At 46.2% G+C, this 17,901-nt stretch carries 13 protein-coding genes; 5 read left to right on the plus strand and 8 right to left on the minus strand.

The window, feature by feature from the left end; all coding sequences use genetic code 11:
* The 3 genes from HGH90_RS29365 to HGH90_RS29375 form a co-directional block, all read right to left on the minus strand.
* A complete protein-coding gene (locus HGH90_RS29365; protein ID WP_168764581.1) occupies positions 1 to 3,540 on the minus strand; it encodes a SusC/RagA family TonB-linked outer membrane protein in 3,540 nt (1,179 codons plus the stop codon).
* A gap of 48 nt (positions 3,541 to 3,588) precedes the next feature.
* Positions 3,589 to 4,803 (minus strand): FecR family protein, encoded by a 1,215-nt coding sequence (locus tag HGH90_RS29370; RefSeq protein ID WP_169192575.1) that lies wholly within the window; start codon positions 4,801 to 4,803, stop codon positions 3,589 to 3,591.
* Between the two features lie 76 nt (positions 4,804 to 4,879).
* Complete coding sequence (locus tag HGH90_RS29375; protein WP_168764583.1) at positions 4,880 to 5,464, minus strand: RNA polymerase sigma factor; 585 nt, start codon at positions 5,462 to 5,464, stop codon at positions 4,880 to 4,882.
* Between the two features lie 343 nt (positions 5,465 to 5,807).
* Here HGH90_RS29375 and HGH90_RS29380 point away from each other — a divergent pair, with 343 nt between their 5' ends.
* Positions 5,808 to 6,167, plus strand: a complete 360-nt coding sequence (locus HGH90_RS29380) for a nuclear transport factor 2 family protein (RefSeq protein ID WP_168764584.1) — start codon at positions 5,808 to 5,810, stop codon at positions 6,165 to 6,167.
* A 95-nt stretch (positions 6,168 to 6,262) separates the two neighbouring features.
* Here the strand turns inward: HGH90_RS29380 and HGH90_RS29385 are convergent, their stop codons facing one another.
* Both HGH90_RS29385 and HGH90_RS29390 read right to left on the minus strand, forming a co-directional pair.
* Entirely contained in the window at positions 6,263 to 6,946 is a 684-nt protein-coding gene (locus tag HGH90_RS29385) for a response regulator transcription factor (protein WP_168764585.1), read from the minus strand.
* Between the two features lies 1 nt (position 6,947).
* Positions 6,948 to 8,462 (minus strand): sensor histidine kinase, encoded by a 1,515-nt coding sequence (locus tag HGH90_RS29390; protein WP_169192576.1) that lies wholly within the window; start codon positions 8,460 to 8,462, stop codon positions 6,948 to 6,950.
* 150 nt (positions 8,463 to 8,612) lie between these two features.
* Between HGH90_RS29390 and HGH90_RS29395 the strand changes: the two genes are divergently transcribed.
* A complete protein-coding gene (locus tag HGH90_RS29395; protein WP_169192577.1) occupies positions 8,613 to 9,416 on the plus strand; it encodes a GLPGLI family protein in 804 nt (267 codons plus the stop codon).
* Positions 9,417 to 9,467: 51 nt separating this feature from the next.
* Here the strand turns inward: HGH90_RS29395 and HGH90_RS29400 are convergent, their stop codons facing one another.
* From HGH90_RS29400 to HGH90_RS29410, 3 genes are all read right to left on the minus strand, one after another.
* The gene (locus tag HGH90_RS29400; protein WP_169192578.1) at positions 9,468 to 12,281 is read right to left on the minus strand and encodes an outer membrane beta-barrel family protein; all 2,814 of its coding nucleotides are present in this window, start codon (positions 12,279 to 12,281) and stop codon (positions 9,468 to 9,470) included.
* Between the two features lie 235 nt (positions 12,282 to 12,516).
* Entirely contained in the window at positions 12,517 to 13,539 is a 1,023-nt protein-coding gene (locus HGH90_RS29405) for an LLM class flavin-dependent oxidoreductase (RefSeq protein WP_168764589.1), read from the minus strand.
* A gap of 113 nt (positions 13,540 to 13,652) precedes the next feature.
* Complete coding sequence (locus tag HGH90_RS29410; protein WP_169192579.1) at positions 13,653 to 14,645, minus strand: hypothetical protein; 993 nt, start codon at positions 14,643 to 14,645, stop codon at positions 13,653 to 13,655.
* Positions 14,646 to 15,258: 613 nt separating this feature from the next.
* On the opposite strand from HGH90_RS29410, the gene HGH90_RS29415 reads away from it, so the two are divergent.
* From HGH90_RS29415 to HGH90_RS29425, 3 genes are all read left to right on the plus strand, one after another.
* Positions 15,259 to 16,935, plus strand: coding sequence for a tetratricopeptide repeat protein (locus tag HGH90_RS29415; protein ID WP_169192580.1), 1,677 nt, complete (start codon positions 15,259 to 15,261; stop codon positions 16,933 to 16,935).
* The gene (locus HGH90_RS29420) at positions 16,932 to 17,597 is read left to right on the plus strand and encodes a response regulator (protein ID WP_169192581.1); all 666 of its coding nucleotides are present in this window, start codon (positions 16,932 to 16,934) and stop codon (positions 17,595 to 17,597) included. The genes HGH90_RS29415 and HGH90_RS29420 overlap by 4 nt, the downstream gene beginning before the upstream one ends.
* 88 nt (positions 17,598 to 17,685) lie before the next feature.
* Positions 17,686 to 17,895, plus strand: coding sequence for a hypothetical protein (locus HGH90_RS29425; RefSeq protein ID WP_211092980.1), 210 nt, complete (start codon positions 17,686 to 17,688; stop codon positions 17,893 to 17,895).
* Positions 17,896 to 17,901: the final 6 nt, after the last annotated feature.

Genomic DNA, 17,901 nt, shown 5'->3' on the forward strand with positions numbered 1-17,901 from the left:
TTAGAATTCAAAATTAAAGCCGCAGTTAAATTTATATGGAAGGGGGTAACCATTACCCAGGTCATAGCCGTAAGGATCTACGTTCTCGGGATCCACACCGGTATATCTTTTGATGATGAATACATTGCTCATCCCGGCATATACCCTGAGCCGCCTGATGTTAATCCGGTTCAACGCTGCAGGTGAAAAGTCGTATCCCACATTAACGTTGTTCAGGCGTATAAAGCTGCCATCTTCGAGAAACAAGTCGGTATTGGTTTCATAGTTGCCGATAAAATCATAACTGGAGGTTCCGTAATATCTCCAGGGATTCAGTACCGGGAATTTAGCGTTGGTATGTTGGGGTGTCCACACGTCCAGGTCTGAAACATCCAGGAGGTTTCTTTGTCCGCCAGGGTAATTCACGTTTTCGCTGGCAGTCCAGCTTACTCCCTTGATACGATCGGCCAGCACTTTATTGAATACCTTGTTGCCAACAGAGTAGTTGAAAAACAGGTCGAGTGAAAGGGTAGAATTGTTCTTAAACCGATAACTGAAATTTTGGGTGATGCTACCGGTAAACTTAGGATTAGGATCACCACAATAAACACGGTCAGAATTATCCATTACCCCAATCCTTCCATCTCCATTTACATCCAGCAACATAATATCGCCAGCCTTGTAAGGGTCCTGGGAAGTAAATCCACTTGTATTGGGATATAATTTTTTACCGGTATACTTGTTTACTGGTACAGATTCATCTGTTGGATATACGCCTAGGTACTTCATCAGGTAAAATCCGTTGAGTGGGCGGCCAATCTGCAGGTAAGGCTGTCCTACTGCATAGTTGCTTCTTGATACGCTTCTGCCAAAATCAGGCAATTTGGTGAGTTCATTGCGGTTAATGGCGCCAATGAGCGTTACAGAATATTGGAAGTTCTTGCCCGGTTTGGTGATATAGCCGGTGATAGCGGCTTCATATCCGTAGTTACGAACGGCTCCGCTGTTGATATTCCTGGAAGCATAGCCGCTGGTACTGTTCAACGCATCCGGGAAGAGGAAACCATCTGTACGTTTATTGTAGTAATCGAGTACCATTGTTAAGCGGCTGTTGAAAAATTCCAGGTCGAGGCCCACGCCCTGGTCCTTCGTAGTTTGCCAGGTAAGATTGGGCAACATCATGCCGTTACTACCAGCGTAGTTGGGAGCCAGCAAGGGTATACCGTTATAAGTGGCATTGTCGCCGCTTTTGGTGAGGTAAGCACCCACGGCCAGGTAGTCATCTTCGTATTGGGTTCCTGACTTACCGGTACTTACCCGGAGTTTACCGAAATTAAGCCAGCGGCCTATGTTGCGGCGAACGAACTTCTCCTCTGTAAATACCCAGCCGGCAGAAAGTGAGGGGAAATATCCCCACTGGTTGTCCTTTCCAAATTTGGAGGAGCCATCCGCACGCATCACGCCCTGTAACAGGTATTTCTTATTAAAATTATACGATAGCCTGGAATAGTAGGACAACAGGCCATACCGGATATTATGCGTTTCCAGTTTGAGGTTAGCCTGCGGATACCCCAGGATTACCTGTTGGGCATCGCTGGGGCCACCGAAGGCGGACCCAAAGATGTTGTTCTTCTCGCTGGTGTTGATGGTGTTACCCAACACAAAGTCGAATGAATGCTTTTCGTTGAAAGTATGATAAAGCCGTAAAAACGTTTCACTCAACAGGTTTACCTTCTCCTGTGAATAATAGGATGCTGCTGCTTTCTGATCATTGCGGGTAGCAGAAGGTTCGAAAGAGCGGGTGCGGTAAAACTCATAGTTACCGGATGCCCTGGAGGTAATATTCAGGAACTTAAACACGTCGTAGCTCACCTCCAGTTGTGCCAGCGCTCTCCTGGTAATATCGAGGTTCACTCCTCTCTTATAGGATTCCAGGAAGCTGTCGAAGAAACCACTGTTAGGCCCCGGGCGGAAGGAAGAGGAAAAGTTGTTGCCTACAACGGCGGCACTATAGGTATCGCCTCTTTTCTGACTGGCATCTGTTTGGCTGAGGTTGGCGCGACCGGTGATCGTTAGTTTTGAACTGGGCTTAAATATCCCATTATAGGTGAGCGCAAACCTGGAAAAGCCGGAACCCAACACGATACCTTTTTCATTGTAGTAATCAATACCCAGCCGGTAGCTTGCTGCTTCTGTGGCCCCGCTAACGCTCAGGTTGATGTTCTTCAGGTCAGCATCCCGGAAATATAATTTCTGCCAATCGGTAGAGTTATTGTAGAAGCTATTCAGACTGTCTGTTAGTTCAATCGGCATGTCTGTACCACCACCACCTACTTTGGCAGATTTATACTGGTTGAAAAGATCTATTTTAAAGTCGCGCTCCGCTTTACCACCCAGTGTCCTACGCAGGGATGGATACATGCTTAAGCCATACTGGGTGTTCAGGGTAACGATTGGTTTTCCTATTTTACCGCGTTTGGTGTTGATAATAATTACGCCGTTGGCGCCCCTGGATCCGTATATCGCCGTAGCCGATGCATCTTTCAATACATCCACTGACTCCAGGTCGAATGGGCTGAACCCGGCTAACACGCTGGTAATAGCCTGCCGGGGATCAGAGGGATTAAATACATCCTGTTCCAACGGTACGCCATCAATAATAAATAAAGGAGTGCTCACCACGTTAGAGTTGGCAGAGTTGGAAAAGGAAGCAAGTCCGCGTATTTGCACCATACTCCTGCCTCCCGGCATACCGGAATTATTCTGTACCACCAGCCCCGGCGCCAGGCCCTGCAGTAGTCCTTCAATAGAACCTGCTGGCTTATTTTGCAGCTGGGATCCTTTGATCGTAGAAATGGCCGCTGTTGTTTCCCTTCTTTTTTGTGTACCGTATCCCACGGTTACATTTACCTCCTGCAATTGTGAAGAGGAAGGCTGCAACGTGATCAGCAAATTTTGCAAGGCATTTCTTACCAGCTGGCTTCTGAACTCCTTTCCGGCAGTAGCCAATACCCCATTGTTTAGTTTAAGTAAGAGAGAATTGAAACCAATAGAGGTGATAACAATGCTGGCATTTTCCGGTATGTTGGCAAGGGTAAACTTACCGTTTTCATCTGCAGAAACCCCCTGCTTAGATCCCTGTACTATAATAGTAGCGCCTATTATAGGCTGGTTATCGGGACTGAGGATTCTTCCCGAAAGTGTTACCAGCGACTGCATCGCTTTGGGTAACGCAGTGACAGTTACAATTTTATCATTTACTTCAAAAGTAAATGGCTGCCCTTTAAACACCTGTTCCAGCGCGCCTTGCAGCGGTTCGTTCTGCAAGTTAACCGTTACGGGCAAAGCATTTTTTGCGAACGCTGCATCAAAAATGAAAGCATAGCCCGTCTGTGACCGGATCGATTCGAGCACCTGCTCCAATCGTGCCCCGGTAACTTTGAGACTCACTTGCTGGGAAAATGCAACAGCAGCTGTTGTCAGGTAATGGAAGGCTACCAGTAGTATGCAACAGGCATAGCGCTTCCAATGGCCCAAAGTGCGGCCACGAAGAATTCTCATAACTACAGATTTTTAGTAAGAAATGATTGTTGGTTGATAATCCGGTTGCTATTGTTCAGCAAACAACCGGTGATTCGTCAGTTTTAATTTTATATTACTTGTTTTTTCGATTGCATTCAACAATTGTGGTAGCGGCGTGCTACGGGGCAATTGCCCATATAATTTTTTAGTTGGCAGGGTAGAGAAATCTACCTCAATATCATACCAGCGCTGTAGCTGATGGGCAACTACCTGCAGATCGGTATTTGAGAAATAGAATAAATCGGACTTCCAGGATATCTCCTGTTGTATGTCGACCTTACCTACCTGCAGCCGGTTATTTTCCAAAATAGCCTGCTCTCCCGGTTTCAATAGCTTCGGCGCGGTTCCGTTTTGCGGATCTATCTTAATACTTCCTTCCACCAGCGTAGTATTGATATATGACTCATCCGTATAGGCTTTTACGTTAAATGCGGTACCGAGCACGGCGATCGTTTGTTTCCCGGCTGCCACTATAAATGGATGATCAGCATCCTTTACAATATCAAAATAGGCTTCCCCTGTTAACTCCACTTTACGTCCCTCACCGGCGAACCGTGTCGGGTAATGAAGAGACGATGCTGCATTTAGCCAAACCTGGCTACCATCTGGCAACACTACTTTATAAGTTTTTCCCCGCGGCGTGGTAAGGGTATTAAAGGCAACTGCCGGCCTTTCCAACTCCTCTTTTCCTTCTTCGTAGGTAAGCACGCCCGTTTTGCTCTTAACTGCATGGGCGCCTGGCTGTGTAAATATCTGGCTGTTCCCGGTACTATCGAGCGTTACTTGTTTGCCATCAGATAATGTAAGCGTTACAACGGAAGGGGTTTGGATGAAAGGCGCTTTACGAATGGTTTGCTCCGTTCTGACTATAGTGGTGCCAGCTGACCTGGCATCTTTTTCGAGAAAAAAGTAAGATAATAAAGAGAAGGTGGTCAAAGTAACCGCAGCTGCCGACCACGACAGGATCAACTTCAATGGGAAAACACGCCCCGGCTCCAGTGTCGCGTATTCCTGTTCCTTGCTGGCAGACTTAATCTTGTCAAGCAATACCGCCGCTTCCTGGTTGGAAAACAGGTCTTCCGCAACGCCGTCGGTATCGGCAATTGTATTAAACAGGTGTTCATAGGCCTGTTTGGCTTCAGGATCTGCTAATAACAGCCACCATTCCTCCCGCTCAGCTGCTGTGATGCTGCCATCTATCACTTTCTCTGTCAGAAAATTTAACCTGCTTTGCTCCTCCATATACGGCTACTTGAATGTATCTGTTATATAAGACAGTAAGAGGGGTAAAAAAGGAGATATGCCGGCAAAAAAAATTTTAATTAACGAAATGAACGGCAACAACCGCCAGGGCAGCGGTAACATGCACTTTCAGGTAGCGATGAATCGATTTAATGGCAAGTTGATTATACTTTTTTACAGAATCGGTAGTCAAATTCATACGGGTAGCGATCTCGGGGTTCCTATATCCTTGCGACCGCAGCAGGAAAACAGTTTTTTGCTGCAGTGGCAGTGCATCAATAGCTTTATCCAAAATGTCCAAGTGATGATCTGGGGCAATACTTCCCTGGCCGTCCTGGTTGACAGCAAACCTGGCATAATCCTGCTGTTTCTTCCGCTCGGTGGCCATCTTCACGAGATGGTTCAGTGTATGGTTACGTAACAGGATAAAAAAATAGGCATTAAAATCCCTGATATCTGACAGTTGCGTTCTGTTCTTCCAAAGTTTAACGAACAAATCCTGCAGGATTTCCTCTGTTTGTTCCTTTGATCCTACAATGGCGAAAACGACCCTGCCGGCCTGGTTCAGATAACCGTGAAATAATTTGGAAAATGCTTCCTCGCTGCCACCGGCAACCAGCTCCAGTATTTGCTGCTCATTATCAATGCGTTTTAGCCCCATACTACTGCTAGAAATTGGTCGATATTAACTGTTAGGTATATTGCTATTTTTAGGGATCAAGGCAATATTAAGTATAGTAAACAATATTTCCTTATGCAATTTTTGCATAAATATATATTATGTTACCTCACCACGCAAAATCCAAGTTACAAACCTATCCCTAATTATTGTATTTTAACTGCTATGAATATTAATTCAGCAACCCTAACTGGAACATTGTTTGAGGGAGTACAGCGCATCAAGGGCAGCTGAAAGATTCACGCCAGAACAAATTACCCATTGGATGAACCTGCAATACAGCTCCCGACCAGTAACTTATTTTCTGACACGTAAAATTTTAACCATGACAGTCGAACAAATCGCCGCCCGTTTGGCAGAACATTGCCGCAATGAAAAATTTACCCAGGCACAAGCCGAGCTGTATGCTGAGGATGCTGTAAGTATAGAACCCTACGCCATCCCTGGTTTTGAGAAAGAAACCAAAGGGCTTCCCGCCTTAAAGGAGAAGGACCAGCAATTTAATGCCATGGTGGAAGCCCGGTTTGGCACTACCGTATCTGCTCCCTTAATAGCCGGGAATTCATTTTGCTTTATACTCACGATGGACATCAAAATGAAAGGCAAAGACCGCGAAAAGGTGTCGGAACTTTGTGTGTATACGGTGAAGGACGGTAAAATTATTGCAGAGCAATTCTTTGTATAGAAATAAAGGCCGGTTTTTTCGAAAAAACCGGCCTTTCAGGATTAAAATTAATACTCTAATGGCGAGTAAGTAACCTGGGTTACCAGCCTGTTCATCTAATCCAGCACAAACCTGTATCCAACCCCTTTGATCGTGAGGATCTGGAGGTTTTCATCTTCCTTTAAATGTATTCGCAGCCGGGTGATATATACATCCAGGTTCCGGCTGTTGAAAAAGGAATCGTGCCCCCACAGCAGATCCAGGATACTTTTCCTGCCGATAATGCCGTCACGTTTTTCATATAGCAGTTTAAGCAGTTCGCTTTCCCGGTACGATAGCTTTATTTCTTCATTGCCATGGACCAGTACCTGTTTCTTGGTATAAAAATGAAATTTGCCGATCCTGATATGGTCTGCTGTAGGAACCGTACTGGCAGGCGAGTAACGTAATACATTATCGATACGCACAATCAGCTCTTCCATGCTAAAAGGCTTCCGAATATAATCGTTGCCCCCCAGCGTAAATCCTTTTACCAGATCGGCGGTCTGGGTTTTTGCTGTGAGAAACAATATAGGTACCTCCGGGTTGATATGGCGTATTTCGGCAGCTGCTTCAAAGCCGTCTTTATTCGGCAACATTACGTCTAGTATACATACCGCGGGATCGATCGCTTTAAAAACATCCAGCACATTGGCCCCATCGCTTTCCAACACTACCTCAAAGCCCCGGCGCTGCAGACTCTCTTTTACGATCTTACCCAAGGATAATTCATCTTCAACATATAGAATTTTAATCTTCATGTCACAGTTTTTTTGACCTGATGGCGCGGCCTTTATCGTAATAAATAACGGCAGCCTCAGCAAAAGGGATTTTAATTGAAAATATGCTGCCTTTCTCTAACTCACTTTCTACTTCTATAAAGCCCATATGCCGTTGAACAATATGTGATACATAACTTAGCCCAAGTCCATATCCTTTTGTATTGTGCCGGTTGCCATTGGGTATCCGGAAAAATTTCTCAAAAATCTTGCTTTTATATTCTTTCGCAATGCCGATACCGTTGTCGGCTACACGAATTTCCAGGTATTGTTTATGATCAATAATATGAATAAGGATACTAGGCTCTTTCGCGCTATACTTCAGCGCATTATCGAGCAAGTTATACAATACGCTGGTGAGATGCAACTTGTCGGCCATCACAATAAAATTGTTGCCGGTAGTTTGCAGAGTGGTGACTGCCCGATGTTTTTCAAACTGTAGTTTCATAGAGCTCATAACACTCCTGGCCAATTCCCGGATATCAAACTGTTCTTTGTTGAGGCCAATCTCCCTGTTTTCAAACATAGACAATTTTAATACCTTATCCACCAGTAAGCTGAGTCGTTGCATTTCATGCGCGGAAATATCGAGGTATTCGTTGGTGGTTTTACGGTCGTCGAGTACATCAAAACTTCTCAGCGCTTCAATCGCCACATTCACCGTAGCAATGGGTGTTTTCAGCTCATGGGTCATATTGCTGATAAAGTCGTTTTTGAGTTGAGCCAGCTTCCGCTGTTGCTTCAGGTTGCGATACAGCAACAGGAAGGAGAAAATAGTGACACCGAGTAATAGTACAGATATCAGTATCGGTTGACTGATACGCCGGAGCAGGTACCAGCTGTTATTTTCAAAATTCACCTGGTAGCTGATTGGTTTGGTAAAACCTACGGTGACAATATTATTCTCCAGGTCGTCGGGGAAAGGACCAAAATAGCGATGGGTGGTGTCAATAGGTACAGTAGCAACAGTAAAGTCGGCGTCTATTTTTTCCCGTTGCAATGCTTTGGCGTACCGGTCTACCACTTCGTTGATGGTAATGGAATCACGGAGAGAGTCTACCCCGGTGAGAAAATCAAATACCCGTACAGACGGAGCGTTTTGGGTGCGGGCATACTGCACATTGTAGGTTTCATGTACCGGTGGGTTAATCGTTTTTAGCTCTGCCGACTGGTCATCCGCTTTCATAGCCACGATCATAGCGGGTTTTGCCTGCGCTATTACAGCCGCAGAATCCTTGAAACGTTCATGCAATACACTGGAAATTCCCATCACTCCTTCCCTGTCCGTAATGTGTATGCTGAAGGTAGAGTCAAGTTTCAGTTTGGTAGCCTGCAAGCGGAAAATGGTTTCCCGGAAAAGGATGTTGGTACGCGAGGTAAACAGTTTTTGTTCCTCCCGGTAATTCTTGCTTAGCCAGTATCCCTGGAAAGCAGTAATGAGCAGTATCGACAACCCAATCAGGAAAGCGGTAGCCGGTATGGAAAGTTTATAACGCATGTGTGTTAAGTAATAACAATACTAACGCAAATCTATCAAATCCCGGGGCCCGGCCGGCGAACATTAACCTAAATTAACATTAAGTCAAGCTACATTAACCTGTGTTGCCGCCGGAAGGAAATAGCTTTATTTTCTTAAAATACATACCAGATGAAAAAAACTATTTGTACGCTTCCCGCGTTGCTGGTACTGCTTTCGGTGTATGGACAGCAAAAACAGGGAAAGGTGGTATATGAGCGCACCACACAGATGGAAATACACATACAGGGATTGGCCGACGATATGGCGCAGTCATTGCCACGTTCGCATAAAGACAAGCTCGAGGTATTGTTTGCCAATGACCAGTCGCTTCGCCGTTCAGTAGAGGATAATACACCGGAGGAATTAGCAGAACCGGAAGGCGGTATGCAAGTACACATGGTAATGGCGGGCGCAGGGGATATAACATACACTAACCTGGCAACGGGACAAATAATAGAAGGAACTGAATTTGGAGCAAAGAATTATATCATCACCGACAGCGTCCGGCATCCCAACTGGAAGCTCACCGGGGCCACCACCACTATCCTGAACTATCCCTGTCAACAGGCAGTTATGCAACGCATTGGTAAAAGATCCAGCGCCACGATGGAAAATGGTAAACTGGAAACAAAAGAGGTTGCCGATACGGCTAATATCGTTGTTTGGTTCACGCCATCTATCCCGGTATCGGCGGGTCCAGAGTACCAGGGACAGCTGCCAGGGCTGATCCTGGGGATTGATATCAACAACGGCCGCACCGTGTACACGGCCACCTCATTAAGCGACCAGGCAGATCTCACAGAGATCAAAGCACCTTCAAAAGGAAAGAAAGTGACCAGGGCGGAATTTGAAAAAGAGCGGGATAAACTAATGGGAACAATGCAACGTAGTCACGGCGCCAGGGCGGCAGGAACCATACGCATTGCACAGTAACCCCAAAGTGGTGATCAAAAAAGCTCCGGGATAACTCCGGAGCTTTTTTTGTTACAGAGCTTTCATCCTAAACATCTGCGCTTTACCACCGGCCGAAAGCCCGTTTTTACTGAGACTATACGTAAAGCTCAGCAGGAAAAAACGCTGAAGATTCGTGATACGGCTATCTTCAATATAATTTTGATTAGTACTGCGGCTGATCCCTACATTTTCATTAAAGAGATCCGATACACTCAGCTTTAATTCGCCCCTGTTAAAATGAAGGAACTGTTTGCTTATCGACACATTGCAGAGCGGGATGTTGTTGTTGTAACCGTTGGCCCGTTGGCTATTGATGATATAGGTGAGGCTCCCGGAGAAATAGAAGCTCGCTGGCAGCTGCCAGTTAAGACTTCCTTCATATTGCTGTGAGAAATACGCTGTGCTCAGGGCGGATTTCAGTGAGTAATCCGTTTTGTAATAATTAATCCCTGCACTAAGCGACAGATCCAGCTTTTCGGAAGGGTTCAGATCTGCACGAACAGCGGGCCCGAAGGTAAATGTGCGGATCGTGTTGGCAGCGGTATTTATAAACTGTTGCGTTTTACTGTAGCCCATATTGCTGCTTACATTTAAACTACCGCCCCATACGCCCAAAGGCATTCCCCAGTTGACGCTACCGGTCATATTATACACACCGTTGATATTTACCGGGCGGCTATGTTTAATACCCAAACTATCCACCACGTCATTGTCTACGATCTTGTGCTGTGTTTCCTGCAGGTTAAAAAAAGCAAAAATATTTTTGTTCCTGAAAGGATCTATCGAAATAAAACTCAGTTGCACCGCATGGGTGAACTCCTGCTTCAGGTAAGGATTGCCTTCCCTGATATTCAGTGGATCGCTAATATCTGGAACCGGCTGTAACTGCGACATGCTGGGTTGATTAGTGACCGTAGCATAATTGATACTCAGGTTCCGGTAGCGGGTAAAGTCATACTTAAACCGCATAGACGGGAGCAGGTTATAAAATGTTTTGCGGATCACCGAGTCTTTGGTACCTGCAATGATTTTTCCCTCCAGCGCTGCCTGCTGCCAGTTGATGCCGGCGGCAATACTGAATTTCTTTTGTTTGGTACGTATCCGGAACCCGGCATTGTTATAGCCATATGTATTTTCAAAATTATTGCTGAGCAAAGGATTCAGCTGGTCGAACTTACCATTTTGCCGGTTGTAATCGTAGGTAACCTTATGGGCCGTATTAGTGCTGCTGCTATTGCCCAGGCTCAGCTCCAGCAGGGAATGTTTGAGTAACGGAACCGTATATACAGCGCGCGCGTTATAACTCCGCAAGTTACCGGACACGGAATTTCGCTGATGTATGGAATCATATTCGGGCTGCGAGCCGCCGTGGACATAGAAGTGATTGACCGATAATAAACTGCCGTTGCTTTCCGTATTATTAAAACTGGTTTGGAGCCCCAGTGAGAAGGTATTCCCTGGCCGCCGGAATTTTTTCCTGTATAATATATCTGCCGCTACATTGCTGCCTTTGCCGGAAGACTGATTGTCGCTGAATCCTTCGTTCGCTGTTACCTGTGCTCCCGTCAGCGTTTTATAGTTAGATGTGCTGCTGCCGGCATTTTCCTGGTAGCCTGCAGTACCGGTAATTTTCAACGACTGCGTGGAATCCAGTTGTATGTTGGCGCTTATATTTGCGCGGTGGGTATTATTGATATTGTTGCTGCGGGCCTGCTGTTGATAGCTGTAAGTAGAGTCAGGCAAAAAGTATTGCCGCTGTAAACTACTTTCCTGGTGCGGATTATAATGGTTATAGAAATAGTTGCTGGTAAAGTCTACTTTCTTGCCGATGATATTATTATAGTTAATACCACCACCCCATATATCTCTGAAGCCGTTACTGTTGCCGGTTCCCATGAGGGCGCTCACCGGATCGTCCGAGCTGATGGCAAAGCTGGCGTTACCGCTTTGCCGCATGCGATTCAGTTCACCAGTGAAGCTCATCATATCCATGAACGAAAAGCCCTCGGCATTGGTATTGTTAGCCATTCCGATAACGGAAAGCTGCCGGGCGCCTTTGAAGGAGTTTACGTTGAAACGGCCTTCGTAGCGATCGCTGGTTCCTGCGCCTGCACTGGCTTTACCAAACATGCCTTTTTTCTTGTCTGCCTTTAGTTTAAGGTTGATCGTCTTTTCACTGTTACCATCGTCGAAGCCGGTGAGTTGTGCGGCATCGCTGAGGCGGTCATATACCTGTACTTTATCCACCGCGTCGGCGGGTAGATTTTTAGTAGCTATCTTGGGATCGTTGCCAAAAAACTCTTTGCCATCCACCAGTACGCGGTTTACCTTTTGGCCCTGCGCCTTTACGGTACCATCTTTTCCCACCTGTATGCCGGGCATTTTCTTAAGTAGCTGCTCCACGCTGGCATTGGGGACAGTTTTAAAAGAACCTGCGTTGTATTGAATGGTGTCGCCGACAAGGGTCACCGGGGGCGCTTCTCCCGCTATCACCACCTCATCGAGGGTTCTGCTTAAGTCATGCATGATAATAACAGGTAGCCGCACCTCCGGGCTGCCGGCAGGGATGGTAACAAGGCGGCGGTTATTGTGATAGCTCACGTGGGTAAACAACAACCGGTAGTCGCCCGGCGGCAGTCCATTGAGTTCAAAGTCTCCTTTGTTATTGGTCATCGTAAACGTTACAAGCGATGAATCCTTTGCCTTGAGCAGCGTTACCGTGGCGGAAACTACCGGGTGATGCGCTATAGTGTCGAGCAGGTTCCCATTAATGGAGCCGTTTTTTTGTGCATAGGCGGCAAAGGACCACCAGCATGCAATGAGTAGCAGGTAGTATTTCTTCATAGTACTCTTTTACAAATACGAATGTAATTTCACAGCACGCCAAAGCAGGTTAACAAGGGTTGCTTTAATGTTAAGGAAGGTTAATGAATGGAGAGAAGGAAGGCGTTTAAGGCAAGTTTCCTATTTAAAAAATGACCGGGAGATGCCACCGTTATCCCGTAAACTAAAAATGTGATACAAAAATCCGGTGTGAATTTTTGTATCACATTTAATGAAGTGTCTTTATTATAGCAGATTATCGCCAACCCAACCCCGGCGCCACATGCTCCAAAATAGCAGACAATACATGCACGTTATAATCAACACCCAATGTATTAGGTATGGTCAACAGGAGTGTATCCGCTTCCTGGATAGCCTCGTCCTTAGCCAACTCCCCGATGAGCTGATCTGGCTCAGCAGCATAGCTCCTTCCGAAAATAGCGCGTTTGTCCGCCTCAATCATCCCGATTTTATCGACCCGGTTGGTTTCCTGTCCGAATAAATAGCGATCCTGGTCATTTACCAATGCGAAAATAGACCGGCTCACAGAAACCCTTGGCTCGCGGGTATGTCCCGCTTTTTTCCAGGCTTCTTTGTAAAGCCTGATTTGTTCGGCTTGTTGTATATGAAAAGGTTTACCGCTTTCGTCATACTTCAGGGTAGAACTTTGGAGGTGCATGCCGTTTTCGGCAGCCCACACAGCAGTAGCATTGGAAGCGGCGCCCCACCAAATACGCTCCCGCAATCCTTCCGAATAGGGTTCTAAACGCAACAGGCCCGGTGGATTCGGAAACATTGGGTACGGGTTAGGCTCCGCAAAACCGACGCCTTTCAGTTTGTCCAGGAATTCCAATGCTTTACGGCGCCCCATATCGGCGTCCGTTTCTCCTTCCGCCGGCTCATATCCAAAGTAACGCCATCCATCAATGACCTGCTCCGGCGACCCTCTGCTGATTCCCAATTGCAATCGCCCGGCTGAAATTAAGTCCGCCGCCCCTGCGTCTTCTATCATATACAGCGGATTTTCGTAACGCATATCAATTACGCCCGTTCCAATCTCTATTTTGCTTGTTTTGGCGCCGATAGCCGAAAGCAATGGAAATGGAGATCCTAACTGGGCTGCAAAATGATGTACCCGAAAATAGGCGCCGTCTAAACCAATTTCTTCCGCAGCAACTGCCAGATCAATAGATTGAAGCAACGTATCGCTGGCTGTACGGGTGCTATAGGCTGGATGATTAGACCAGTGCCCGAACGATAAAAATCCTATTTTCTTCATAAATCTGGTTTCGCGGGGAAAAATAACCAAATATTATCTCTTTTTCATTTACTGTAACGGTTTCCTCCAGGTTAGTGCCCGGCCCGTATTACTTTCATAGGGCTACCATAGGGCTACTGATTTGTACTCACCGTCGAATGAATGTGGTTGTCGATAATATAAGGTGTAATTGGCTTTAACTGGTAACCAGAAACCTCCGGATGCTCTCCTGCCCATGTGTAATATTCCATTTTCCCTTTAATCTTAGCATACCAAACCTTTCCAACAGCTTGGTAGGTGATAGTATCCGGCCTGGTTATCTTCCTGAAATGTTGCTGCTTCTCTGCATCTAATGCTATAACCGTCGTGTAAGGTATTTTCTGGTCACAGGCTACCGGCTCGTAATGATCTTCATGCCAGTACATGCACCCTCCGGAGCCCAGTTTATCCTTCCACCACCACATGCCGCCAGTTCCCAATACCAGCGATATCATTACCGCGGCCGCCAACGTTTTCGTTGACTTTCTCCCTGTTTGTTTTTCCTTACTGGGCTCCGCAGTTTCAACGCTCTCATTTTCCTTGCCCTTTGTATCATTCATCGATGGCAGATGCATCGGAATTTCCGGAATTGCCGGATTTCCGGCAGGCCCATCACTGCTGGTTGGCGGCGGGGTGGCCAGCAAACCGAATCGTGCTGCCGGTATTCCTGTTGCCGGGCCAGTATCATCTAACACCAGGCCTTCCTTTATATCCTCCTCGCCGGTAATCGTTTTTCCCATTTCCCAGGGCCTGCCCCGAAAGTCAATTAACCAGGCCAACAGCTCAATATTCTTCTCATCTGGCCTCCCCGACTTCCCTCTCAAATAATTCACCAATGGCCTGAACTTATCCGTATCACATCGCTGAAGGATAGCCTGACAGCTTTTCGATTCACTCAAATCCCCACAGAAATCCCTGATCACCTTTTCATCTTTCCTGCTCACATCTGTCGTGCATTTCTTTACACACTCCTCTTTGAGTTTTGCAGGGGTGAGGTACATCAGGCCATGAGGTAGCGTATTGTTTTCCCTTTGTTGTTCATACGCCTGCATAACCAGCCGCTGATAGTCGATAAAAACTGTTGCCATAAATGAAATTATAGAACTGAATAATCGGAATTGAACCCGCATTCCCGGAATTATAAATGGAATACCAGGAATTACTGGAATTATCGGAATTGTTTGTAAATCAACCTCTTACCTCGATCTATCTTTGTTTTGCAATCGGGTAACGCCTCCCTTGCTAAGAGGCTCTCTGTACAGAACCAATGCACCCCGGGCAAAGAAAGCGGAAGCCGGTTACCGGCTTGGGAAGCGATGATCAGCTTCCGTAATCCACGCCCACTCCTTCCCAAAAAAGCAAGAAGCGCTTCTTCACTGACTCAAAACGCCGCTGCCGGCTGCCCGGCAACCGGCAGCCTATTTCCTAAACATCCAAAAAACTAAAACTATGTTACATATTATATTAAGTTTCTTATTGGCACTCTTGAACCCAAGCCACTCCAACAACGGCAACCATAATAATGATCCACAGGTCACTGTTCTTGATGATACCGGCGGCGAAACAGGAACTATTCCTCCAAGGAAACCCTGATAGATCATCTCCGTGAGGCAAGCAATGCTTGCCTCACTTTTTCTATAGCGGTTAATAATAATTTCTCAACATGGAGAAATTCAATACTTTTAAGAGAAATAATCCCTGGTGCGCCCCTCAAACATTATCCTGACCTTATTCCTTGGCTGCCTGGCAGCCTGTACTTCCAACCGGGAAGTTCCACAACCTGTTCCTGCCCCCACGTTGAAAAAAGGAGAATCCTACTTCAACAAGAATAACGACTCTGCTTTCTACTATTTCAACCAGGTGGCAACTGAGGCGACCGACAGTTTGGATATTGCCATGGCCTATACTTATATGGGTATCATCCAGGCATATGAGGGAGACCATTACGGAGGACAGGAAAGCCTGTTGAAATCCCTTAATTATCTCGATGAATACAAAAAAGAAGACCAGGGGTGCCTCAGCTCCGACTACCATGAACTGGGCAATGTTTGTCTTAATCTTAAAAACTATGACGCCGCGATCGACTACTACCAGAAAGCGCTTAAATACATAAAAGACCCGGACTTCGAAGCAGTAGCACTCAACAGTATAGCCCTTACTTACCAGAAGAAAGGCGACTATGACCAGGCGATCAATTTATACAAATCCCTGCTGGCTAAAAGTAAGGGCAAGCAAAAAGAGTATGCCCGGGTACTTTCCAACTATGCCAGGACCAAATGGCTGAAAGATTCCGCTTATCCAGCCGGGACAGAGCTGCAACAAGCATTACAAATCCGTAAGGATTCCAATGATATCAGGGGGCTCAATGCCAGCTACGCCCATCTGTCGGACTTTTATACCGTTTCCTCACCCGATTCAGCACTCTACTATGCCGGGAAAAGGTATGAAATGGCCAGGGAAATGAAAAGTCCGGACGACGAAGTCGAGGCATTATCAAAACTTATTACACTTAGCCCCACCAATTTGTTGAAATCTTACTTTGCCCGTTACCAATACCTGACAGATAGCATCCAAACGGCGAAAAACGCCGCCAAGAACCAATTCGCCCTAATCCGGTATGAAGCCGCAAAAAATAAGGCCGATAACCTTCAGCTGCAAAAGGACAATGCCCAAAAGAAAACCCAGCTCGTAGTACAGCGATTCATATTGGCATTGACCATCCTTTTCTTCATCATCGCCGGAATTGTGCTGGTCCTTCGGTACCGCAGGCGCCGCCAACAGATAGAACTTGCCTCCCGGCAAGCTATACAGGAACATCAGCTTAAAACCTCCCAGAAAGTACACGACGTAGTGGCCAATGGCCTGTACCGCATCATGGCTGACCTGGAGTATAAACCAGCAGTAGATAAAGAGCAGCTGATAGATAAGATCGAGGTACTGTATGAGCGATCCCGCGATATCTCGTACGAGCACTCCACCACCTCAGTAACTCCTTTTCACGCTAAAATTGACGAACTGCTCCAGTCCTTCGGCTCTGAACATATCAAGGTCCTGATCGTTGGCAACGGCCCGTTACTCTGGAGCCGGACCAATGAGCAGGTACAGCATGAGATAGAACATATCCTGCAGGAATTGATGGTCAATATGAAAAAACATAGCCAGGCCAATGCTGTTATGATAAAGTTCGATTATCACCAGGGCCGGGTTCAGGTGCTCTATACCGATGATGGCATCGGTATTTCTCCGCAAGTTAAGTATGGGAACGGATTGCAGAATACGGAAAACCGTATTAAAAGAATTGGCGGGCAATATACATTTGAACATCCTGCAAAAGGGTTAAAAATTCACATTTCCTTTCCAATAGCTCAATCCTCATGATTACAAAGGTACTTATTGCCGAAGATCACGAAAGCGCCAATATTTCCGTGCAGAAAACGCTGGAAGAACTCAGCATCGCCGACGTCGCATATGCCTATTATTGCGATGACGCGTTGAATAAGATAGTACAGGCAGTTAAAGCCAACAGCTCTTTCGATCTCCTTATTACAGATTTGTCTTTTGACCCAGATGACCATAAACAGGTACTATCTGGGGGTATGGAGCTAATTACCGCCGCCAGGGAAGTGCAGCCCGACCTGAATATCCTGGTCTTCTCGGCAGAAAACAGGTCGGCTGTTATTGACCAGCTTTACAACAATTATGACGTTGACGGATTTGTACGCAAAGCCCGGCACGATGCCCGGGAGTTGAAAGAGGCCATTAACGAAATAGCCCTTCACCGCCGCTATTTCCCACGCCATATCAGGCAGCTGATCGACAAAAAGAACGCCTACTCATTCTCGGATTTTGATATCACCATCATCACACTGCTGGCGCAAGGAATGCTGCAGAAAGACATACCTGCACACCTGCAACGTAATGGAATAAAACCTTCCGGCCTAAGCAGCATAGAAAAAAAACTCAACCAAATGAAAGATGCCCTTGGCTTTACCAAGAATGAACAACTGGTGGCCTACTGCAAGGATTTAGGCGCTATATAGGCATCTCAAAAAAAATAGGCGATTACGGTTTCCCATAAAAAAAGAAGGTTGACGGAATCTATTTTTGTTTCATAAAATAACCAACGCTATGAAACGAAAATATTACGTCAACAACAACGTTCAGTATAACGGCGACTATGAAGTGCACGTTAGTACCTGTGAATACTTTTCCATGATGTTTAACCGGACAGAGATCGGAGAATTTGAAACTTGCCAGGAAGCCATCCGCAAAGCAAAGAAACTTTATCCAAAGGCAAATGGCTGCTTTACTTGTTGCAGACCCTGTCATACAAGTTAAACGATA

This window comes from Chitinophaga sp. Ak27 (genome assembly GCF_012726295.1).
Taxonomy (GTDB): domain Bacteria; phylum Bacteroidota; class Bacteroidia; order Chitinophagales; family Chitinophagaceae; genus Chitinophaga.

Bases quoted from the DNA above. Each gene is read 5' to 3' on its own strand.
- HGH90_RS29365 (WP_168764581.1), bottom strand. From the start codon at position 3,540: ATGAGAATTCTTCGTGGCCGCACTTTGGGCCATTGGAAGCGCTATGCC.
- HGH90_RS29370 (WP_169192575.1), bottom strand. From the start codon at position 4,803: ATGGAGGAGCAAAGCAGGTTAAATTTTCTGACAGAGAAAGTGATAGAT.
- HGH90_RS29375 (WP_168764583.1), bottom strand. From the start codon at position 5,464: ATGGGGCTAAAACGCATTGATAATGAGCAGCAAATACTGGAGCTGGTT.
- HGH90_RS29380 (WP_168764584.1), top strand. From the start codon at position 5,808: ATGACAGTCGAACAAATCGCCGCCCGTTTGGCAGAACATTGCCGCAAT.
- HGH90_RS29385 (WP_168764585.1), bottom strand. From the start codon at position 6,946: ATGAAGATTAAAATTCTATATGTTGAAGATGAATTATCCTTGGGTAAG.
- HGH90_RS29390 (WP_169192576.1), bottom strand. From the start codon at position 8,462: ATGCGTTATAAACTTTCCATACCGGCTACCGCTTTCCTGATTGGGTTG.
- HGH90_RS29395 (WP_169192577.1), top strand. From the start codon at position 8,613: ATGAAAAAAACTATTTGTACGCTTCCCGCGTTGCTGGTACTGCTTTCG.
- HGH90_RS29400 (WP_169192578.1), bottom strand. From the start codon at position 12,281: ATGAAGAAATACTACCTGCTACTCATTGCATGCTGGTGGTCCTTTGCC.
- HGH90_RS29405 (WP_168764589.1), bottom strand. From the start codon at position 13,539: ATGAAGAAAATAGGATTTTTATCGTTCGGGCACTGGTCTAATCATCCA.
- HGH90_RS29410 (WP_169192579.1), bottom strand. From the start codon at position 14,645: ATGGCAACAGTTTTTATCGACTATCAGCGGCTGGTTATGCAGGCGTAT.
- HGH90_RS29420 (WP_169192581.1), top strand. From the start codon at position 16,932: ATGATTACAAAGGTACTTATTGCCGAAGATCACGAAAGCGCCAATATT.
- HGH90_RS29425 (WP_211092980.1), top strand. From the start codon at position 17,686: ATGAAACGAAAATATTACGTCAACAACAACGTTCAGTATAACGGCGAC.